Genomic DNA, 20,920 nt, shown 5'->3' with positions numbered 1-20,920 from the left:
TGGCCCTCAAGCGTGACCGCATGAGGGGCTCCCTCAGTCGCCGGGCGCGAACCTCCCGTTCACCTGGGCCTTCGTGGCGTCATGCGAATAGCACGCCTTCGGCATGACGCGCCGTCAGGCGCGCCTTACGGCGCGACCCGCGGACCCCGTTCGAGGCCTCGGACCGGTCAAGGGACCGGTCCGTTGGTACTAGACCATGATCCGCTCACACAGGGTCGCGGATCATGGTCCAGGGCGTTGTTTGATCGCGTGCTTCACGCTTTTCGGGGAGTCCACCTCAAGCGATCACGCTCTAACCCTGCCGCGGCAGCCCCGCCGTCGCGGCCAGCGCCATCAGCTCCGCCCCCACCCACCATTCCTGCCAGGCGCCGAAGCTCAGCATCGCGGTGACGCTGGCCGCCGCCAGCACCGCGGTCGCCACCGCTGGGCGGGCCGATTGCGCCGCCGCGCGGCCGAGCAGCAGGGCCAGGGCGGCGCCGAGCAGCGCCCCGGGCAGGCCAAGCTCCAGCCATAGCTGCAGGGCGCCGTTGTGCGGATGCAACGGCAACAGCTCGGCGGTCGGCAACCAGAGCGCCGCGCCGGGGCCGGTCAGGCGGAAGCGTTCGAGCGCCGCCGGGCTGGCATGGTTGCGATGGCCGGGGATCGCCCGGCTCGCCTCCATGCCCCAGCCGCGGATGGGATGCTCGGCGATGCGGTTGGTGACGAAATCCCAGATCAGCAGCCGGTGCGCCGCCGAGGGCGGGATGCCATCCGCCGGCACGCCGCGCGCCAGCACCGGCCCGAGCACGAGCGGCATGGCGAGGATGGCGAGCGCCAGGCCGGCCCCGAGCAGCCGCGGCACCAGGCGCGGCGCCAGCCAGGCCAGGCCGCCGGCGAGCCCGCCCGCCAGCACGGCGATCTTCGCCGCCTCGCCCGGCAGCAGCACTAGCACCACCGCCCCGGCCAGCAGGAGCAGGGCCCGCAGGGCGCGCGGCCAGGGCGCCACGGCCACCAGCGGCAGCCAGAGGCCCATGGCCGAGGCGGCGGGCTTGAGGCCGAAGGCGAGCGTGACCGGCACCTCCTTCAACCCGCGCACCGCCGCCCGCACCGCGTGGCCTGTCGCCGCATCGAGCGCGGCGAGCGCGATGCCGGCGACGAGGCCGAGCGCGGCGACCTGCATCAGCCGGCGCTTCGCCGGCTCGGCCTCGGCCGCGACCGCCCGCGCCGCGAGGCTGCCAAGGCCGACGAATCCGCCGATCTGCAGCGCCGTCCCGAGCGCGCGCAGCGGCTCCGGCGCCCAGAGCGCCGTCACCGCCCCCCAGGCGAAGAGGCCGAGCGCGACGCAGTTTGCCGTGTCCCATCGCCACAGCGAGGGGCCGCGCCGCCGCGCATGCGCGAGCACGGTGAGCAGCAGGCCGATGAAGGCGATGGGCGCCAGCGCCTTGGATTGCAGCACGCCCGCAGCCGGGGCGATGGCCAAGGCGATGGCCAGCGGCAGGCTCGGCGCGGCGCCGCGCGGCGCCGCGGGGGGAGGGGTGGTCGGCATGGAAAGGCCCCCACGAGGCCGCGGAGGGTCCCGGCCGGGACCCCGGCGGGGGATCCCCCGCGGCCCCGGCATGGGCCGCCGCCCGTCAGGCGGGCGGCGGCAGGTCAGGGACGGGCATCGGGCGCGGCCGCGCCGGGCACCGGCATCAGACCGCGGCGATGCTCTCGCGGCGCAGCTCGACCGAGAGCTCGTCGAGCGCCGTGCCGAGGCGGTCGAGCATCTCGTCCACCTCCGCCTCGGAGATGATCAGCGGCGGCGAGAAGCCGAGGCTGTCATTGGCCATGGAGCGCATGATGAGCCCGTGCTTCTCGCCGAGCTTGCTCAGGCGGATCCCGACCTTCTTCGCCGGGTCGAAATTGGTCTTCGTCGCCTTGTCGGCCACCAGCTCCATGCCGGCGATCAGCCCGATGCCGCGCACCTCGCCGACCAGCGGATGGTTGCCGAAGCGCTCGCGCAGCGCCGCCTGCATATGCGCGCCGACGCGCTTCACATGGCCTCCGATATCCATCTCGTCGTAGATCTTCAGCGTCTCGATGGCGACCGCCGCCGGCACCGGATGGCCGGAATAGGTGAAGCCATGGCCCCAGGTGCCGATGGAGGAGGAGCCCTCGGCGATGCCCTGGAAGACCTTCTCGTTCACCATCACCGCCGAGATCGGCAGGTAGGAGGCGGAGAGCGCCTTGGCGCAGACCAGGATGTCCGGCTGGATGCCGAGCGTCTGGCTGCCCCAGTAGCTGCCGGTGCGCCAGAAGCCGCAGATCACCTCGTCGGCCACGAAGAGCACGTCGTGCTTCTTCAGCACCGCCTGGATCTTCGGGAAGTAGGTGGCGGGCGGCAGGATGACGCCGCCCGCGCCCATGATCGGCTCGGCCCAGAAGGCGGCGACGGTCTCGGGCCCCTCGGCGAGGATCTTCTGCTCCAGCTCCTCGGCGAGGCGGGTGGCGAACTCCTCCTCCGTCTCGCCCGGCCGGGCGTTGTGGTAGTGGTGCGGCGTCGAGACGTGGTGGAAGTTCGGCAGCGGCAGGTCGAAGAGCTTGTGGTTCGCCGGTAGGCCGGTGAGGGAGGCGGCGGCGAGGGTGATGCCGTGATAGCCCTTCAGCCGGGCGATGATCTTTTTCTTCTCGGGCCGGCCGAGCGCGTTGTTCATGTACCAGATCATCTTGATGGCGCTGTCATTCGCCTCGGATCCGGAATTGGCGAAGAACACCTTGCTCATCGGCGCCCCATCCGTGGAAGGGGGCGCGCGCTCGATCAGCATCTCCGACAGATCGACCAGCGGCTCGTGCGACTTCGAGGTGAAGGCATGGTAGAAGGGCAGCTTGCGCATCTGCGCCGCCGCGGCCTCCACCAGCCGCTCGTTGTCGAAGCCCAGGCTGGCGCACCAGAGGCCGGCGACGGTCTCGATGTATTCCTTCCCCTGATCGTCGTAGACGCGCACGCCCTTGCCGCGGCTGATCACCAGCGGCCCGTCCTTCAGATGCGCCTTGTGATCCGTGTAGGGATGCAGCGCATAGGCGATGTCGCGGGCGGCGGTCGAATTGCGGGGCGGGGTCATGGGCGGCGCCTTCTCTGCGGGGAGGCGGCAGTCTAGAACCGATTGCCGGAAGGCGGAAACGCCTGCAGGCGTGAATCGGCTCTGCCGCTGGTTTACCGATCGCCGGAAGGCGGAAACGCCTGCAGGCGTGAATCGGCTCTACGGCAGATCCACGGCTGCCGCACGCGCATGTGCCGCTGCGGCGGATGGACGCCCGAGGGGGGTGGGTGCCAAGGTCCGGCGCCACCGCGATGGGATCCCATGATGGCAGCCTCAGCGCCGCAGCGCGCCCCGCATCCGGAAGCCCGGGCATGATCGCCCGCCGCAGCGCCCTCGTGCTCCTGCTGGCGGCGCCGGCCGTGCTTTCTGCCCTGGCCTCAGGCCGAGCGCGCGCCCAAGGGCGCGGCAACGACCTGGCGCCGATGCCGCTGCCGGTGAAGCAGGATGACAGCACCGGCCGCGGCTATCGCCGCGACGTCCTGGTCCGCTGGGGCGACCGCGTGACCTTCGACGCGCCGCCCTGGAACCCGCTGCGGCCCGATCCGGACGGCGCGGCGGCGCAGTTCGGCTGGGATGCAAGGCTGGCCGGCGTGGCGGCGCCGACGCAGCAGGCCGCCGACGGCATCCCGCGCGCCGTGCTGACCGTCGTGCATCCGACGGTGATGCCCGCCTTCGCCTTCCCCGGCGGCCGGGACCACCCCGCCGCGGCGGCGATGATGCAGGGCGCCTCGCTGATCAATCTCGAGCGCCGCGGCCGCTGGGTCGTGGTGGATGGCGGCTTCCAGAGCCGGCGCCTCACCGCCGGCACGCTCTGCCGCCTCTCCGGCCCCTACGGGCAAGGGCCGGGCGGCCAGGGCAGCGTCCGCGGCGTGCTCGGCCTGCGCGGCGGCTGCGTCACCCCCTGGGGCACGCTGCTGCTGGCGGAGGGCGATCCGGCGCCCTGGCTGGCGCGGCTCGGTGCCGATCCTGCCCTGATGCCGCCCGGGGGCTATGGCTGGGTGGTCGAGCTCAACCCCTTCGATCCGCAATCCCTGCCCGTGAAGCGCACCGCGCTCGGCCGCTTCGCGCATGGCGACGTCGCGGCGACGCTCTCGCGCGACGGCCATGCGGTGGTCTACCTCACCGACCGGCGGGTGGGCGGCTACCTGTTCCGCTTCGTCTCCAGCCGCCCGGCGACCGCCGAGGACGCGCTCGATGCCGGCCGGCTCGCGGTCGCCCGGATGGAGGGGGAGCGGATCACCTGGATGCCGCTGCCGGAGGGGGGAAGCCTAGGCGCCGATCCGGTCGCCGCCGCCGGGCCGGCCGGCGGCAGCCCGCTCGACATGCCGGCCGGGCTCGGCCTCGACCCCGCCGGGCCGCGGCTGCTGCTGGCCTGCCGCGGCGGCCCCTCGCGGCCGGCGGGCTATGTGATCGAGCTCACTGCCGGCGGCGGCGACGACGGCGCCGGGACGGCGCGCGCCGCGCTGCTCTTCGCCGCCGGCGACCCCCGCCTGCCGGGGACGCGCTACGGCCAGGCCGGGCTGCCGCCGGGCAGCGCCTGGCTGGAGAATCCGGAGACGGTGACGGTCGATGGCCGCGGCCGCGCCTGGATCGGCACCGATCGCGGCGGAAGGGTGGGCGAGCAGGCGGACGGTCTCTTCGCCTGCGACCTGGACGGGCCGCGGCGCGGCGTGCCCCTGCCGCTCTACGGGGCGCCGCGGGCCGGGGCGATCGGCGGGGCGGCGCTGACGCCGGATGGCGAGGTGCTGTTCAGCGCGGTGCGGCATCCCGGGGCGGAGCCGGGCGCGAGCTTCGAGCGCCCGGCCACGCGCTGGCCGGAATTCCAGGCCGGCCTGCCGCCGCGCAGCACGCTGATCGGGCTGGTCCGCAACGGCGGCGGGCCCGTGGGGGGATGAGCGGGGAGGGCGCCCGGCGCGGTCGCGGGGTGCCCTGGGATGCGCCAGGCGGCGTTGTTGCCGCGCTCAGCCCTTCGCCGTCACCGCGCGGATGGCATCCGCGAGCGCGGCGCAGGCGCGGCGGGTGTCGTGCCGCGCCATCTCCTGCCGCGCCTGGGCGATGCGCTCGAGCGCGGTCTGCAGCGCCGGGGCCTTGTCGCCATGGCTGACGGCGAGGCGGAGCTTGGTCTCGGCGAGCGAGAGGTTGATGCCGGCGGCGCTGTCATGGTCGTCGCGGATGTCGTGATCGGCGCCGAGCAGCAATTCCAGCACCTGCCGCGCCTCGGGCGAGGCCTTGTCCAGCGGCAGCATATGCGGCTCCGGCGGGTCCTTCGAATGATCGGGGCCGAGCTTCATCTGCGGCACCAGGGCGAAGGAGAACAGGTCGAGATAGGGGTGCTTCGACGCGGCCGTGGGCATGTCTCACTCCATGGGCCGGGTGCGCGGGACACCCGGGACTCGGACCAACCCTAACCGCGAACCGGACCACCCCACAATCACGGCCTCCGGCGCCTGCCCCGTGCCGCCCCTCAGCGCACCCGCCAGTGCTCGACCCAGAGCGAGGTCGGGTTGAGATGGCCGGTAGGCTGCAGGTTGTCGAGCCAGGGCGGCAGCACATGCGCGTCCGAGCGGAACCAGAGCGGCAGGGCGGGCAGGTCCTCGGCATAGATCGCCTGCAGCCGGGCCCAGAGCGCGCGGCGCTTCGCCGTGTCGAGCTCCTGCGGGATGGCCTCGAGCAGCGCGTCCATCTCCGGATTGCGGTAGCCCGGATAGTTCTGGCCCGACCAGTTCCGTGTCTCGGTCGGGATCTCCTCGGAATGCAGGTTGCTGCGCGGCACGCTCTCCGGCGCGCTGATCCAGGCATAGAGCGCCGCGCCCTGGAAGCGGCGCTTCGAGAGCGTCTCGGCGAAGAGCACGCGCGGCGGCTCGTTCCTGATGCGCGTCTCGATCCCCGCCTGGCGCCACATGCCCTGCAGCACCTGCTCCACCGCCTCGCGCGCGCGGTTGCCGGCGGTGGTCATGAGCTCGATGGACAGTCTTTCGCCCGCGGCATTGCGGCGGATGCCGTCGCCGCCGCGCGTCCAGCCTGCCTCCTCCAGCAGCGCGGCGGCACGGGCGGGATCGAAGGGCCAGGACCGCACATCCGGGTCGTGCATCGGGTCGAGCGGGTTGACGCTGCCCTGCGCCACGGTCTGCCGCCCCTCGAAGAGCCGGGCGACGATCTGCGCGCGGTCGATCGACAGCAGCAGGGCCTGGCGTACCCGGCGATCGGCGAGGACCGGGTTGTCGAGCCGGAGATCGACATGCTCGTAGATCAGCCCCGGCTTGTAGAGGAAGCGGAAGCGCTTGCCGCCGCGCCGCTCCAGCGCCGCGGCCTGCTCCACCGGCAGGCCGAGCTCGCCCGCGATCATGTCGATCTGCCCGGCGAGGAGCTGCGCCTCCAGCGCCGCGGTGTTCTCGACGGTGCGGATCTGGATGCGCCGGAAGGCCGGTGCCGGGCCCTGCCAGGCGGCATTGCGCTCGAGCGTCACGCCGGCGCCGGGCTGCACGGCGGCGACGCGGTAGGGACCGGACCAGAGGCCGGGATTGGTCGGCTCGGTGTCGTAGGCGGTGCGGCTGCGGTAGCTCTTCGGCTCCTGCGCCCAGCGGCCGCGCTCGATATGGCTCGGCAGCGGCTGGAAATCGCCGAGCGAGGCGAAGTCGAAGGTCACCTTGTCGAAATGCAGCGTGACGCTGCGCGCATCCTCGACATCGAGCGCATAGGCGGAGCGGTAGAACTCGGCCGGGCCGAAGCCGGTCTCGGGATTGCGGCCGGCCTCCCAGGCGAAGCGGAGATCCTCGGCCGAGACCGGCTGGCCGTCGCCCCAGCGCGCATCCTCGCGCAGGCGGTAGGTGACGCGCAGGCCGGGCTTGCCCTCCGGCGTCGTCTCCCGCTGCGCCAGGCCGTTCTCCAGCGTCGGCAGCGTCTCGCAGAGCATGCAGGCGAGCTGCCAGTCGGTGCCGTAGACGGTGACCGGCCGGCGGAGGAAGCCGAGGACATAGGCCTTGGCGGCCATGTTCTCGATGTTCGGGTGGAAGGTGCTCGGATACTGGGTGATGCCGATGGTCAGCGTGTCGCGCTGGGCCTGGTCATGGACCTGATTCTGGGCCTGGGCGGACGCGCCGCCGGCGAGCAGGCCGAGCATGGCCGCCGCGGCGTCGCGGCGGCCGAGGCGAAGCGGGGCGCCCGGCCCGCGCCGCCCTCGCACGGCCATGCCGGCCTGCCTATTCCGCCGCCTTCTCGCCGCCGTCGCGCAGCGCCCGTGCCTCCTCGACCGAGCCGATGCCGCCATGCGCCTTCGACCAGGCCACGGGGTCCTCGAGGAATTTCCGCACCTGCTTCAGCGCGCTCTCGGCGAAATAGGGCCGCTCGCGGCAGACCTCGAGCACGTCCCACCAGGTGCAGAGGTGGTGCAGGTTCAGCCCCATGCCCTTCATCGTCTCGAAGCTGCCGGGGAAGACGCCGTAGTAGAAGACGACGAAGGTGTGGTCGCAGATCGCGCCGGCGTCGCGCAGCGCCTGGGCGAAGCGGATCTTCGAGCCGCCATCCGTGGTGAGGTCCTCGACCAGGAGGGTGTTCTTGCCCTCCGGCACGTCGCCCTCGATCTGCGCGCCGCGGCCGAAGCCCTTCGGCTTCTTGCGCACATAGGCCATCGGCGTCGCCATGCGCTCGGCGATCCAGGCGGCGAAGGGGATGCCGGCCGTCTCGCCGCCCGCCACCACCTCGATGGTCTCGTAGCCGACATGCCGGCCGATCTTCTCGACGCCGAGGTCGCAGATGCGGGTGCGGGCGCGCGGGAAGTAGATGATCTTGCGGCAGTCGATATAGACGGGGCTCTTCCAGCCGCTCGTGAAGGTGTAGGGCTCTTCCGGGCGGAAATTCACCGCCTTGATCTCGAGCAGGAGCCGCGCCGTCGTCAGCGCGGCGTCCCTGTCCCAGTCGGAAGCGTGTTGCATGGCCATGGCGCCCATCCCGAACCGCGTCGTGCCCCCTCGTAACCTCCGGCCGGTGCGGCGTCCATGACCGAGGGGGCGGCGACCTGGGTGCTGGCCGATCCGCGCGCCGGGACGGCGGCGCAGCCGCTTGGCATCGCCGAGCGGCTGGGCGTGCCGTTCCGCGCCGTGCCGCTCGCCTGGGGGCCACTCGCCCGGCTTCCCTGGCCCTGGCCGGGCCTCGCCGGCCTGGCGCCCGAGGCGGGGAGCGCCGTCCGCCCCCCATGGCCGCGTCTGGTGCTCTCGGCCGGGCGGCGCTCGGCGCCGGTGGCGCGCTGGCTCGGCCGGCGCGGGGCGCGGCTGGTGCATTGCATGCGGCCCGGCTTCGGCGCGGGGGAGTTCGACCTGCTGGTGCTCGGCCGGCACGACGCGCCGCCCGATCGCCCGAACATCCTGCCCATCCTCGGCGCCTGCCACCGGATGAGCCCGGACCGGCTGGCGGCAGCGCGGGAGGAATGGCAGGCGCTGGCGGCGCTGCCCTCGCCGCGCGTCGCCCTGCTGCTCGGCGGGCCGGTGCGGGGGGAGGGGATGGCGCCGGCTGTCGCGGCCGCCCTCGGGGCACGAGTCGCAGGCTTCGCCGGCAGCGTGTTCGCCACCGCCAGCCGCCGCACCGGGGCGCCGGCGACCGAGGCGCTGGCCGCGGAGCTCGCCGGCCTGCCGCACCGCCTGCATCGTTGGGGCGAGGCCGGGCCCAACCCCTATGCCGGCTTCCTCGCCTGGGCGGAGGCCATCATCGTCACCGGCGACAGCGTCTCGATGCTGTCGGAGGCGATGGCGACGGCGGCGCCGCTCTTCATCGCCGATCCCGGCGGGCTCGGGCCGCGGCATCTGCGGCTCGGCGAGAGCCTGGTCGCGGCGGGCGAGGCGCGGCGGCTGGAAGCGGCACCGGCGCCCTTCGCCCGCGCGCCGCTCGACGAGCCGGGGCGCGTGGCGGCGGCGATCCGGGCGCGCGGCTGGGCGTGACGGGAGAGGGGGGTTACCGGCAGCGGGGCCAGGGCGAAATCCGCCACATGATGCAGGCCATCCTCCGCACCGCCTTCCCCCTGCCGGCGGGCCGCTCGCGGCCCTTCACCTGGCCCTGGCAGGACCGGGCGGAGCGTTTCTCCACCCTCCGCGCCCTGGTCTTCGCCCTGCTGCTGGCGCCGGCCGCCTGGGTGGCGGGGGAGGCGCTGCTCGGCCAGCTCGGCCCGGAACCCTGGAAGGCGGCGCTGAAGGAGATCGGCCTCTGGACGATCCGGCTGCTGCTGCTGACGCTCGCGGTGACGCCGATCGGCCGCATCCTGGCCGAGCCGCGCCTGCTGGCGCTGCGCCGGCTCTGCGGGCTGACGGTGCTGGCCTATGCCGGGCTGCATCTCGGCCTTTATGCCGGATATGAGAATTTCAGCCTGGGGAAGATCGCGTCCGAGATCGCGCTGCGCATCTACCTGACCATCGGCTTCGTCGCGCTGCTCGGGCTGGCGGCGCTCGGCTGGACCTCGACCGATGGCTGGATCCGCGCGCTGGGGCCACGCTGGAAGCGGCTGCACGCGCTGATCTTCCCGATCGCCGCGCTCGGCGTGCTGCATTTCTACATGCAGTCGAAATCCGTGGTCTGGGAAGCGGTGCTGGCCGGCGGGCTGCTCGCCTGGCTGCTGCTCTGGCGGGCGCTGCCGCGGCCCTGGCAGAGCCGCATCCCGGCGCTGCTGGCCCTGGCGCCGCTCACCGCCCTCGCGGCGGCGGGGCTGGAATATGCCTGGTACGCCCTGGCGACGAAGCTGCCGGCGGAGCGGATCCTGCTGGCCAATCTCGACATCGCCTTCGGGCTGCGGCCGGCGGTCTGGGCGGGGATCGCGGCGCTGGCGGTGCCGGCCGCGGCGCTGCTCTGGCGGTGGCGGCCGGGGCGGCGGGTGCCGGCCCGGGCCTAAAAATAGGCTGCGAGATTGGCCCGGATGCGCTCCAGCACCGGCCGGGCGCGGCCGGGCAGCGGGAAGCTCTCGCCCGTCACCGTCTCGAAGGCTTCGATATAGAGCCGCGCCGCCTCCAGATTGACCTCGGCCGGGATGGGCGGGACCGGGTCCTTGTAGGGGTCGCAGCGCGCCACCACCCAGCTGCGGACGAAATCCTTGTCGAAGCTCTGCGGCGCCTCGCCGGCTTCGAAGTGGGCGGGATAGCTGCCGGCGAACCAGTAGCGGCTGGAATCCGGCGTGTGGATCTCGTCGGCGAGCAGGATGCGGCCCTCGGCGTCGAAGCCGAACTCGTATTTGGTGTCGGCGAGGATCAGCCCGCGCTGCGCCGCCAGCTCCCGCCCGCGGGCGAAGAGGGCGAGGGCCAGCGCCGAGACCTCCTCCCACTGCGCCGCGGTCAGCAGCCCGCCGGAGAGGATCTGCGCCGGCGTCAGCTCCTCGTCATGCCCGGCATCGAAGGCCTTGCTGGTCGGCGTCAGGATGGTCTGCGGCAGCTTCTGGTTCGGCCGCATCCCGTCCGGGAAGCGATGGCCGTACATCTCCCGCCGCCCCGCCTTGTACATCGACAGGATGGAGGTGGAGGTGGTGCCGGCGAGGTAGTCCCGCACCACCACCTCGACCGGCATGATGCTCAGGCGGCGGCCGACCAGCACGTTGGGGTCGGGGTATTCGATCACGTGGTTGGGGCAGAGATCGGCCGTGCGCTCGAACCAGAAGCGGGCGAACTGGGTCAGCACCTGCCCCTTCAGCGGCACGGCGGTCAGGATGCGGTCGAAGGCGGAGAGGCGGTCGGTGGCGATGATGATGCGCCGCCCGTCCGGCAGGTCGTAATTCTCCCGCACCTTGCCCCGGTAGTGGTTCGGCAGCTCCGGGATCGCCGCGTCGCGCAGGACGAAATCGGCATAGGGGGCGAGATCGGCGGCGGTGACGGTCATGCGGCGGGTTCCCATGCGGCGCGAGGCCCTGCTGCGGCTTTAGCAGATTGCCGCCAGACGGGGAGCGGCCCCTGGGAGCGGTCCCTGGGAGCGGCCCCTGGGAGCAACCCGTCTCCAGGGCTTGTCGCGGCGCCGCGCCCTCGTCAGGGTGCGGCCGCTGACCGGAGGACACGCCCATGGCGCGCAAGTACCGCATCGCCGTCATCCCTGGCGACGGCATCGGCAAGGAGACGACGCCCGAGGGGCTGCGCGTGCTCGATGCCGCCGCCCGTCGCTTCGGCTTCGAGCTGGCGCTGACGGACTATGACTGGTCCTGCGACACCTACCAGAAGACCGGCCGGATGATGCCGGAGGACGGCATGGACCGGCTGAAGGACAGCGACTCCATCTTCCTTGGCGCCGTCGGCTGGCCGGGCGTGCCGGACCATGTCTCGCTCTGGGGCCTCCTGATCCCGATCCGGCGCGGCTTCGACCAGTATGTGAACCTGCGGCCCTGCAAGCTGATGCCCGGCGCCAGGACGCCGCTCGCCAATCGCGGGCCGGAGGATATCGACTTCTACGTGGTGCGCGAGAACACCGAGGGCGAGTACAGCTCGGTCGGCGGCCGGATGTTCGAGGGGACGGAGCGGGAATTCGTCTCGCAGCAGAGCGTCCTGACCCGCACCGGCACCGACCGGGTGCTGCGCTACGCCTTCGAGCTGGCGATGACCCGACCACGCAAGAAAGTGACCAGCGCCACCAAGTCGAACGGCATCACCTTCATCCTGTTTTCACATATGTCTGTAGCGTATGCGTGATTGAATGCTCCTCGCGGAGCGATTCTCTTCCCCTGTGCTTTCGCATACGTAGCCCAAACCTGACGGCCGGGTTCGGAGGGCGGCGGGGGGGCGGGGCAGATGTTTCAGCTGGTCCAGGCAGTCGGCCGTGGTGGTCGTGATAGGAGGCCGAGACCGCGTCGGGGGGTGGATGGCCTCCCCGGAGTTCCCCCGGAGCTACTAGGCAGACCCGATGGTCAGCCGCGCACCTACTCGTTCGAGTTCGTGGCCACCCTCTTCAGCCATAGCGCTGCAGCAAAAATTGCCCAAGCATTCGGAGCGGTGCGCGCGAAGGAAAGCTGGGCCGAAGCACAGTACATCGGTCTGTCTATTTGGCTTGAATGGATTTATCACTACGATTGGCTAATCGAGACAGATCGTGGGGCAGTTCAGCTGATTTCCGAACTGCGCATTCGCCTCGCCGAGGGCGACGCGTCTCAAATGGATCCGGCCAAGTTCCGCCGCATTTGCGATTGCTTTGGCGAGTATCTGGCCTTCTCTGAAGACACCTTCATAGCACGCCAAACTGACGGCTCGCGTAAGGGGATATTGAGTGGGCTCAGTGCCTTTCTCCAAAGTGCTGGACCTGTCGCAGGCTTTCCACCGTTAAGCTGGCCAGGGATCAAATTCCCAAAATCGACTCCACGGTGGCTCTCCCCCACAACCCCAACGCTGGCTGAGATCACTCGGCGTGGGCGCGTGGATTGGTCAAATCCTGACGACGCGACCACTGCCGTACTCGAAGATGCAGCGTCCATCGAGCGAGCGCTTTCGCTCCAGAGTAAGCTTGAGGCGATCGGAGCACTAAATACAGCCCGTTTGGCGGCGTTGCGGCGTGCCCTGGAGGTTGAGCTGGAGGAGGCATACAAAACCTTCCAGTTTGGACGCGAACTCTTATCGGACTCGACCATCGAACCTCCCGAGCTGGACCTTCGACGGTCCGATCTCGAGGAGCACAAATGCATTACCAGATGGCTCGAGAAACAGAGAGATGCCAGTGCAGAACGGCAACTCGGAGGTATCCTGAAGTATCTTGTCGCGACCAGCTCCCATGGCGTCATGCGTCTGCCCGGTAGGATACTGCACCAGTGGATGGCGGGTTCAGAACTGTTCCGTCGGGAATTTTCATTGATCAGGAGCATTCAGGGAGAGCGGTATCAATACAAGAAGACACTTCAGGCGTTCATTTCGCTTGTCCCGGAAAGTTGGAACGCTGCACTGGGAATTTTACTCATCGACACAGCTTGGAACTTGCAGCCCCTCCTCAACCTCCCGGTTAAGTGTTTCATCGGGTCGAGAACGGCCGACGGAAAGTACGTAGTCGCGAGTACGAAGCTGATAAGCGAACTGAAGGACCGCGGCGGGCATGACGTCACCGCTGTCCTCGCCCAAGCATCGCCTGACGACTTCGCGAAGCTTCGCTGCGAGCCTCTTGATGGGCAGAAACTTTCGGGCTGCCGAGTAATCGAGCTGGTGCAGGAGATGACATCGGTCCTGCGCTCGAGCGGAGGCGCGGGAAGGCTCCTGATATGCGCGCTACCTAACAAGTCCGGACAGCCTACCGGGGACGCCCGGCTCTGGCAGGAGTTCCTGGACCGACCCGCCGCCAAAGGCAGCCCCGAAATCAGCGGCCTGCCCATAACCCGCCGAATGATCAGAAAGACCTGCATTGACATCGAGGCCGCACGCCACGACGGGGATCACGGTCCTGCCCAACTGCGTGCGAGTCATGCTCGCGGCTCCACCACCATGAGCCATTATTTGCGGACGCCGTGGTTCCAAAGGGCGCTCACGCAGAACATCCGCCGCTTCCAGCAAATTCTGGAAGCGGCCTTTCTGGCCGATTTGCCCGAGGTCGCCAAGTCGCTGGGAATATCGGAAGAGGAGCTGCTCGCCAGCAAGGATCTAGCAAACGAAACGGGTCTCGGCTTCGTCTGCCTGCGCCCCTTCGCAGGAATTCAACCCGGGACCAACCCTGGTGTTCGGTGCCATAGAGTGGATCGCTGCCATCTCGGTTGCCCCGCGCGGCGCTTCGTTCCGAACGCCTCCTCTGTGCTGGCGCTCCTGCTCGCTAACAGAAGTCTCAGGGCGGTCGAGGCCGCCTGGATTGCGGCAAACCCCGAGCGATGGGAGGCTGTCTGGATGCCTTTTATGGCAGAGACGGAAGCTTACATCGAGCGGCTGAAGGAGAGTAGCTTCCGATCCCTTCTCCATCGTGCAGAGGACGCGCTGCAGGCCGCACTAGGCTCAGGAACGCTAGCGCTGATAGAGCTGTGGTGAACACATGCATTCGGACAATGCCCGAACGAGCCCCCGTACTCAGCTCTCCTTGCACGAGAGACTCATTGGCGCGCTGCCCAATCAGAGTCCGCGCTGGCTTATAAAAGGAACTCTTCTCGATCACACATGGCAGGTGGCCACCGAAGATCCGAATCTGAAGCGCAACGCAGAGCATTTTATCGAGCACGCAGTGCCTATTGGGTATGGCGGCAGGCGCTTGTCTCATGTCGAGCACGCGCTGGACATCGTTACCTCTAAGCTATTCAGCTACACGCAGCTGGAGCCTCCATACAGTGTGGCCGCAGGCACCGCATTCCAGAACACGCTGATGCTGCACAACCTGATGCGGTGGCGCATCTGGCTTGATCTCCCGCGGATGCAGGATCTCAACAACGAAGATCTTTTTCTGGTCCATGGGGCGGCGTTCAAGCAGGGAGCAGGAGTAGCGATAGGCGGCTGGGACCGCGTCAACCGCCTCCTGCAAGAGGTGCAGGAGGGAGCCTACGAAATCCCGACCCGAGGGAAACACGGCGCATCAGTCGTCGGATTGGACGAGCTTGCGGCACATATGGGCATTGCCCACCTACGCGTGCTCCCGGCCAACGCATATGGCCACCTTCTTCGCGCAGTCGGCGAACGACACCGCCTCGGGCCGAAATCCGAAGCATGGTTAAGTCGCCTCGACCGTGCCGCACCCGAGCGCCAAGCGGAGGTGAGCCTGTCGACGCTGACGAACTTCCTTCAGGTGTGGCAACACCTCTGGGCGAACCGGGCAGTGATGAAACACGACCCGATTGGGTATAATCCATTCCAAGACCAGTCGCCAAGACAGCGGGCCACCGAGTTCCTCGTCGAAGCGGACGAGGGAAGGACGGGAAGCATTCCCAGCGCGCAGGCATGCTTCCTAATCGACCGCGCGCTCCGGTGGGTGTTCGAGTATGCGCCCGCCATCCTCGAGACGCTTAAATGCTTGCGGGCAGTGCCGGGCAACGTACCGAACCGAGCGCAGCGCAAGCTCGTTGTTGAGGTACTTGCCAATTTCCAGCTCTCCGGTCCTGGCGCTCCGGAGCGAATAGCCAGAGACGGCTTCTTCCGGACGTCTAATGCCAACGGACAGGCCGAAAGTGTCACCTCCTTCCGCGAAGTCGCGTTTGACCTTCTCCCGACCGCATGCGCGATCCTGATCGCGACATTCTCCGCTCGGCGCAAAGAGGAGATTAATTCGCTCCAACATGATTGCGTCGTGCGCGACGCCGAAGGCGAGCCTTGGCTGGTCACTTGGATTGAAAAGCTCCTTCAGGACATCGATCGCATCCCGATACCGGAGTGCGTCGTCAGGGCTGTCGAAGTTCTTGTCGAGTTGGGTGAGCATGCCCGCGAAGCTCGGGGCGAGAAATGGCTCTTCCTCTTCAAGGGGCCACTGCGGGAAGATCCAGTTCACTACCAGTTCGACGAGGCCTTGAAACATTTTGCCGACGTTGTGGGAGTTCCACCTCTGGAAAATGGGAACTTTTGGACATTTAAGCCGCATCAATTCCGGCGATTCTTCGCCATCGTGTACTATCACCGCTTCCGATACAGATCATTGACAGCTTTGAGTGCGTTTCTGAAGCACTTCAACCCAGGAGTTACTAGGCGTTACGTGACGGAGGCGGCAAAGGGAGCACTCGCCCGCCTGCGTGAGGAAGCGGAGGCGGCGATGCAGCGCCACGCCGAGGCGAAGGCGGCACGTGCCTCGGCCGAGCGGTTGAGCGCTCTAAAGGCGTCTGCAGATGCTTACAAGAGAGCCGCCGCGTTTACCAAACAGCGCGCAGCGGACTTCGACGAGGGCAGAATTGATGCCGAGTTCGAGCGCTGCTTTGCCGTCGCCACGGGAGCGGAGCAGATGCTCGGGCCAAGAGGTGAATGGTGCAAGCGGCAGCTGGAGGAGATGATTCTGGACGCTAGGAGGAACGTTGAGCTGGAGCCCGAGCGAGGGCTGTCGGAGGAAAAAGTATTTAACAAGTTGCTCTATCAGTTTGTTGGCGCCCACGCCTTCGAGCCTGTTCCGAATGGGTATTGCTACTGCGGGTGCGGTTCGGACGCGTCCGAACTGCGGCGCGCCGCGTGCCTCATCGAGAAAGCGGCCGCCGTGGGGCCCGAGGTGCTCGAGACAGCGACCGCGCCAGATCACGCATACGCCACTCCTGACGTTTGCGGCGGCTGCGCCTGGACGATCCAAATGTCCGAGAACCGGTCGATGCTCGAGGAGCAGATCATCGTACATCTCCGGCAAGCGCAACGGCCCGTGAGCGAGCACTTCTCTCAGGCACACATGGCGCAGGCCGAGCGCATCCGGCAGTTTTTGGCTAAATGCACGGACGAGGCCCGTCCGATGTCGGTGACACTGAGGAGGCGCCCGCGTGCCTAACCGCCGCGTGTCCGAGGTCGGCTCGCCCAGTCCGCCGCTCCGGAAAACAAGCGGGCTGGCAGCGGGAGGCGAGCAGCTTTCGCCCGGCGAGTCGCAACGGCGGACCCTGGCGTCGTTCTCCAGAAAGGTCGAACTGCTTGAGGGTTGGGGCGCTGGATGCCTTCCCGCGGGCCAGTTCTGGCCGCAGACTCAGACGGAACTTCGACAGTGGCACGAGCCAGAACTCGGCGTCCTGGCATGGAGCAGCCCGAATGTCGCGTCGCGTTCGGGGTCGTACGCTGACCTCCGGCGCAGGTTCGACCAGGCGGTGCGCAAGCTAGGCGCCCAAAAGTCCGAGACGCGCGTGCCCGAACTCGCTCGGGAGCGCATGAAACGGGTCGCAGCCGAACGGCGCGCCGAAGCCCTTAGTTTGCAGATTGCCGAGGTCCTAGCGCAGAACAGTAGTCTTGAGCGTCAGCTTTCCGTTATGAAATCGAGACTAATAGCGCTTCGGGAGCGGCTGAAGCAATACGAAGATCTCTACGGAAAGCTGCTCCCGCTTGAGGGTGGGAGGCAGTAGTGTCCGCAGTCCGGCAGCGGCATCATTGGCCATCCTGGCAGGCTTTGTGACGCCGGATCGCATGCTGCGGGTCACTCAATGTGGGCACCAACGGCACGGGTCGGAGACTGAACTTCTCGAGGAGCAGGGTGAGCATTCTCCGGAGGACCCGTGCATCTTCCTCACCGGACGACAGCCGATCGGACAGCGCTCGCATGACAGCAGCGTCCTCCGGGCTGCGAACGAAGACGGGTTCACCGAACGCGTGGTTGTCTGCAAGCCGGACTCTGTCGAGGTAAGGTTCCAGTGACCTCGGGTCGTTCTGCCCGGCGATCTCCGCTGCTTCCATGAGAATTGCTTGCTGGTCGAACATTGCTCCATGGATTGACCGGGCGCGGTAGTATAACTCCGCGAGTAGTTCGGTGAGGAAGTAGGCACGCAGTCGGTGGCCGCTCGCGTCGATTTCCAGCGCCTTGAACGCGCGCTTGATTTCGTTGCCTATTGCTCCCTCGCTCATCGCCGCCCCGGACCGCCGGGAGAGCCAAAGCTTGTCCGGCGGCAGGTAGGATGGGTGCCGCGATCGGCGCTCGGTGATGAAGTCCCGGCGATGGCCCCAGACCCACTCCACCAGTATGGCGCGCACTAAGCGCAGAGGCATGGGAACATATCTGGCATCATGTCCTTTTTCGACAACGCGGACGTAGATGAACTTGTGGTACTCGCGTTCAAGCTGCTCCAAGCGGCCGATGATCTCGGCGCGCTCTCCCGGCATGTCGGCGATCGCGTCCAGTCCCCTAAGCCAGGGCTTCCACCCTGCCGCGATGAGCGCACCGCGCTCGGTCTGTGCCGGTGTTTCGAAGTCCGGCACCTCGATGCCCTTGGCGCGGAGGGCTTCTTCCAGCATAGTTGTGGAGATGGCGGCTGCTCCTTGGCGCCGGAGACCCATGTGGGCCATTGATCGCGCGCAGAAGAACGCCCTCGTGCGCGTGAAGGGATCGGCGCCGGACAGCAACTCGTCGAAGACCTTCTCCACCTCGCCGCTGTCGGGGGTGTAACGCTTTCCCCCCCGCTCCTCCTTGGGGTCGCTATACCGAACGACCGAGCGCAGAGTTTCTCGACGCACGTGACCCCGACCAAGCCTCACTTCGACCACCGAGCGCATTGGAAACACCTTAGGTCGACCGACATCGTCCATTTCCGACGCGCGGGGATCCTCGACGACGGCTCTGATAAGGTGCATCGCCTGGAGCTTCCTGTAGTACTCGAATACGAAGTGTAGCTTGTCGTTGATGCGTTGCTCGCGTGCTTTTCCGCGCTCCTCCCCGGACGGGCCTTGGGCTTTCGCCCAACTGGCCAGCAGCTCGTCGGACGGTTGGTCCCAAGGTATCTTCTCGCCGTCGAGAAATCGAAACCAGTCCTTGAGCACATATGCGATGACACGACACGTGCCGCGGGCAGTTCCGTCGCGTATCATGATTTGCACGAAGTACTGGGTGGTCTGCGTGTGTAAGCGGCCCGAAGGCTCGTACAGCAATGGTAGCCCTTCGGCGGCCAAGCCGTCGATGGTGGCGCCAGCGGGTGCAAACTTGAGCTCCCAACCGGGCTTGAATGAAAGGTCGACGACATTGGATGCGGAGTGTCCGGTCACTGCGAGAGCCTCAAGCCACTGACACGCCGAAACGCGGAAGGGTTCGCGTTGACGGCGCGGGCCATCGCATCAATGTCACCGACGAGTACTACCTGTCTTACCCCGCGGGTGAGCGCGGTGTAGGCCAGCGCATGGTCGAGCAGGCGTCCCGGCGCTATGGCCACGATGACCCGGTTCCACTGGCTGCCTTGCGCGCGATGGACGGTTAATGCGAACGCGCGCTCCACGTGGTGGAGGAGGTCGAATTCGCTCAGGTCATGCACCACGCCATCGAACTCCGCAAGGCATGCCACCTCGGGATTATCGACGGCCAGCTCCGAAGGCGGCAGTCCCACGATCCGGCCGAGCGACCCGTTTGTGAGGCCGCGCTCCCAGTCATTGCGACCATAGATCACAGGGCAGTCGACGCAGAAGCCTGACAGGCTGTTCATCACAGGGATGCGAGGACGATGCCTCATTTGCTGGAGGTAGATCTCGGCATTGATCGCGGCCATGCTGACTGGACCCTGCGTGCGGGTGACCGCGAGCGCGCGGACCTCCTCCTGGCCGCCTTCCGCCGCCACGAGCTCCTCGTGCACGCTGGCGACGGCCTCAAGGGCTTCACCAGGTGGGCACGGAAGCACGCTGACGCCGACGCCCGGTCCGCTGTACCGCGGCAGGTCGGGCCAGACGTGCGCGCGCACGGCCCGGCCGACTTCTGGGATTCCCGTGGCACTGTCCTGGCGGTAAATGCGGTTCAGGTGCATATGCGGCAGACCCGGATCCTGGCAGAAGAGGTGGAACGTGAGGCCAGGCCCAACGGGCGGCAGTTGGGCCGCGTCGCCGACGAGCACGAGCCTGTCCCCCGTGGGAACCCGACGCAGGATGCCAAAAAGTGTCGGAACGTCGAGCATTGATGCTTCATCGACCACGTGCATGACCGTCGTCTGACGATTCTCTGTCTCGCTGGCAGCGCGGGGGCCGACGGGCTGCGTGCCTCTCAGATAGCTGGCGATTGTCGATGACTGACGACCGGTGGCCTGCTCCATTCGGCGAGCCGCCTTGCCTGCCAGGGCCATCTGCACGACGCGGTGGCCGAGCGCATCCGCTCCTGCGTGGAGCGCCTTCAGGATCGTAGTCTTCCCAACACCCGCTCCGCCGCTGATGAGGCAGAATTGCCGGGACAGCGCGAGCCGTATTGCTGTCGCTTGTTCCGCACTGAGGGCGTGGTTCAGTGCTTGCCAATGCTCCAGTGTCGCGTCGATGAGCCGCTCATCCAACGTGGGGGGCGGAGACATTTCTCCTGCAACCATCTGCGCGAGGCGCTGTTCGATGTAGCGCTCCATGAGCCATGCACCGGTCGTCTGGTAGAGTCCGCGGGCGGGGTCATGTAGCCATCCGGCGCCGTCCCGGCCGCGGGCAAGCGCACGGTCGGCTTGCTCCCCGCTGCCACCCAGAAGTCGGCGCACGCTTCCGAGGAGCCGCTCTCGTGGCATGGCCGTGGACCGCGCGCGGTCATACGCCATGTACAGCGCCTGGATGACCGCAGCGTGCTCGCGGCGAGGGTCATCCAGAGAGAGGCCGAGACCTTGGGTTGCGATGGTGTCGACCTGCGCCCAACCGGCGCCGAACGCAAGGAGGCGATACGGATCCTGCTCCAGGCGCTCGCGCGCGGGCTCCCCATAGAAGTCGAGCAGCTTCCGTCCAAGCGAAACCGGAAAACGGTGCCGGTCGAGCCACTCGATAAGGCCGTCTGGGTTCAGGCGCCTCCACCCTTCCACCAGGGCCACCGCCTTTTGTGGGGAGACGACACGCTCCAGAGCTTCGGTGTTCTCGCGATCGAGGATGCCGTTCAAGTTGCCTCCGAACTCCGCCCAAAGACGCCGTGCCGTCGTCGGCCCGACGCCGGGGAAGCGGTGGCCTGATAGGGTGGCGACCATGTTCCGGCCCTCGGGACGGAGCAGCGCCGCGGCGTCCGCGCGCAGTTGTGGTGACCCTTGATAGATCTCCGTGGCACCCTGAAACCGCCACACGTCACCGGGGTGCACGGCTTCGGTTCCTAGTGCGCCTGCCGGTATCCTCACAACAATCCCGGTATCCGATGGCTGCTCGTGGGCTTCGGCAAGCGTGCCCACGGCTATGGCGCCGCGGCCGGGTTGGGCCCACCGTACCGTGCGAATGAGCATAGTCGCGGAGATCTGGTCGCTCACCAGGGAAGGGTATGCGTCAGCCCACGCTGGTGGGTTGACGGCTTGGCCTGAAGTTCCAGGGTAGCAGCTCGTCGATACGGGTGATGGGGTGGCCATTTGCGAGGCGGTCGAGCACGGCTGCGATGTAGGCTTCCGG

General features: G+C 68.1%; 14 protein-coding genes and 1 pseudogene. 6 read left to right on the top strand and 9 right to left on the bottom strand.

What is annotated here, in order from left to right:
* Positions 1-292: 292 nt before the first annotated feature.
* The gene (locus HJG45_RS16520) at positions 293-1,525 is read right to left on the bottom strand and encodes an O-antigen ligase family protein (RefSeq protein WP_171613209.1); all 1,233 of its coding nucleotides are present in this window, start codon (positions 1,523-1,525) and stop codon (positions 293-295) included.
* Between the two features lie 145 nt (positions 1,526-1,670).
* Entirely contained in the window at positions 1,671-3,080 is a 1,410-nt protein-coding gene (locus HJG45_RS16515; RefSeq protein WP_171613208.1) for an aspartate aminotransferase family protein, read from the bottom strand.
* A 290-nt stretch (positions 3,081-3,370) separates the two neighbouring features.
* Here HJG45_RS16515 and HJG45_RS16510 point away from each other — a divergent pair, with 290 nt between their 5' ends.
* Positions 3,371-4,954, top strand: coding sequence for a PhoX family phosphatase (locus HJG45_RS16510; protein ID WP_171613207.1), 1,584 nt, complete (start codon positions 3,371-3,373; stop codon positions 4,952-4,954).
* 66 nt (positions 4,955-5,020) lie between these two features.
* Here the strand turns inward: HJG45_RS16510 and HJG45_RS16505 are convergent, their stop codons facing one another.
* The 3 genes from HJG45_RS16505 to HJG45_RS16495 all read right to left on the bottom strand — a co-directional run bounded on the left by HJG45_RS16505 (position 5,021) and on the right by HJG45_RS16495 (position 7,996).
* On the bottom strand, positions 5,021-5,413 hold the full coding sequence (locus HJG45_RS16505) for a hypothetical protein (RefSeq protein ID WP_171613206.1): 393 nt from the start codon (positions 5,411-5,413) through the stop codon (positions 5,021-5,023).
* Between the two features lie 110 nt (positions 5,414-5,523).
* Positions 5,524-7,248 (bottom strand): peptide ABC transporter substrate-binding protein, encoded by a 1,725-nt coding sequence (locus HJG45_RS16500; protein WP_171613205.1) that lies wholly within the window; start codon positions 7,246-7,248, stop codon positions 5,524-5,526.
* Positions 7,249-7,258: 10 nt separating this feature from the next.
* Complete coding sequence (locus HJG45_RS16495) at positions 7,259-7,996, bottom strand: orotate phosphoribosyltransferase (RefSeq protein ID WP_171613204.1); 738 nt, start codon at positions 7,994-7,996, stop codon at positions 7,259-7,261.
* Positions 7,997-8,053: 57 nt separating this feature from the next.
* On the opposite strand from HJG45_RS16495, the gene HJG45_RS16490 reads away from it, so the two are divergent.
* A complete protein-coding gene (locus HJG45_RS16490) occupies positions 8,054-8,989 on the top strand; it encodes a mitochondrial fission ELM1 family protein (RefSeq protein WP_171613203.1) in 936 nt (311 codons plus the stop codon).
* A 47-nt stretch (positions 8,990-9,036) separates the two neighbouring features.
* Complete coding sequence (locus HJG45_RS16485) at positions 9,037-9,930, top strand: sulfite oxidase heme-binding subunit YedZ (RefSeq protein ID WP_254452578.1); 894 nt, start codon at positions 9,037-9,039, stop codon at positions 9,928-9,930.
* Here HJG45_RS16485 and HJG45_RS16480 read toward each other — a convergent pair.
* Entirely contained in the window at positions 9,927-10,904 is a 978-nt protein-coding gene (locus tag HJG45_RS16480; RefSeq protein ID WP_171613202.1) for a phosphoribosylaminoimidazolesuccinocarboxamide synthase, read from the bottom strand. The two genes, HJG45_RS16485 and HJG45_RS16480, sit on opposite strands and share 4 nt — an antisense overlap.
* 176 nt (positions 10,905-11,080) lie before the next feature.
* Between HJG45_RS16480 and HJG45_RS16475 the strand changes: the two are divergent.
* The 3 genes and pseudogenes from HJG45_RS16475 to HJG45_RS16465 all read left to right on the top strand — a co-directional run.
* A pseudogene (locus tag HJG45_RS16475) lies at positions 11,081-11,671 on the top strand (isocitrate/isopropylmalate family dehydrogenase); the annotation flags it as partial.
* A gap of 273 nt (positions 11,672-11,944) precedes the next feature.
* The gene (locus HJG45_RS16470; protein ID WP_171613201.1) at positions 11,945-13,999 is read left to right on the top strand and encodes a hypothetical protein; all 2,055 of its coding nucleotides are present in this window, start codon (positions 11,945-11,947) and stop codon (positions 13,997-13,999) included.
* Between the two features lie 133 nt (positions 14,000-14,132).
* A complete protein-coding gene (locus HJG45_RS16465; protein WP_171613200.1) occupies positions 14,133-16,409 on the top strand; it encodes a hypothetical protein in 2,277 nt (758 codons plus the stop codon).
* Between the two features lie 581 nt (positions 16,410-16,990).
* Here HJG45_RS16465 and HJG45_RS16460 read toward each other — a convergent pair.
* From HJG45_RS16460 to HJG45_RS16450, 3 genes are read right to left on the bottom strand one after another with little or no spacing between them, the layout of a single operon-like run.
* Positions 16,991-18,595, bottom strand: coding sequence for a site-specific integrase (locus tag HJG45_RS16460; RefSeq protein WP_171613199.1), 1,605 nt, complete (start codon positions 18,593-18,595; stop codon positions 16,991-16,993).
* Positions 18,592-20,784 carry an AAA family ATPase gene (locus HJG45_RS16455; RefSeq protein WP_171613198.1) on the bottom strand — a complete coding sequence of 731 codons (2,193 nt, stop codon included), beginning with the start codon at positions 20,782-20,784 and terminating at the stop codon, positions 18,592-18,594. Before HJG45_RS16455 ends, HJG45_RS16460 begins: the two co-directional genes overlap by 4 nt.
* 16 nt (positions 20,785-20,800) lie before the next feature.
* Positions 20,801-20,908, bottom strand: coding sequence for a transposase domain-containing protein (locus HJG45_RS16450; protein WP_408902020.1), 108 nt, complete (start codon positions 20,906-20,908; stop codon positions 20,801-20,803).
* Between the last annotated feature and the right edge of the window lie 12 nt (positions 20,909-20,920).

It is taken from the genome of Roseicella sp. DB1501 (genome assembly GCF_013112485.1).
GTDB lineage: Bacteria > Pseudomonadota > Alphaproteobacteria > Acetobacterales > Acetobacteraceae > Paracraurococcus.
The sequence above is the reverse complement of the archived record's forward strand: the minus strand, read 5'-3'. Positions and strand labels throughout refer to the sequence as shown.

Bases quoted from the DNA above. Each gene is read 5' to 3' on its own strand.
- HJG45_RS16520 (WP_171613209.1), bottom strand. From the start codon at position 1,525: ATGCCGACCACCCCTCCCCCCGCGGCGCCGCGCGGCGCCGCGCCGAGC.
- HJG45_RS16480 (WP_171613202.1), bottom strand. From the start codon at position 10,904: ATGACCGTCACCGCCGCCGATCTCGCCCCCTATGCCGATTTCGTCCTG.
- HJG45_RS16515 (WP_171613208.1), bottom strand. From the start codon at position 3,080: ATGACCCCGCCCCGCAATTCGACCGCCGCCCGCGACATCGCCTATGCG.
- HJG45_RS16485 (WP_254452578.1), top strand. From the start codon at position 9,037: ATGATGCAGGCCATCCTCCGCACCGCCTTCCCCCTGCCGGCGGGCCGC.
- HJG45_RS16510 (WP_171613207.1), top strand. From the start codon at position 3,371: ATGATCGCCCGCCGCAGCGCCCTCGTGCTCCTGCTGGCGGCGCCGGCC.
- HJG45_RS16490 (WP_171613203.1), top strand. From the start codon at position 8,054: ATGACCGAGGGGGCGGCGACCTGGGTGCTGGCCGATCCGCGCGCCGGG.
- HJG45_RS16495 (WP_171613204.1), bottom strand. From the start codon at position 7,996: ATGGCCATGCAACACGCTTCCGACTGGGACAGGGACGCCGCGCTGACG.
- HJG45_RS16505 (WP_171613206.1), bottom strand. From the start codon at position 5,413: ATGCCCACGGCCGCGTCGAAGCACCCCTATCTCGACCTGTTCTCCTTC.
- HJG45_RS16500 (WP_171613205.1), bottom strand. From the start codon at position 7,248: ATGGCCGTGCGAGGGCGGCGCGGGCCGGGCGCCCCGCTTCGCCTCGGC.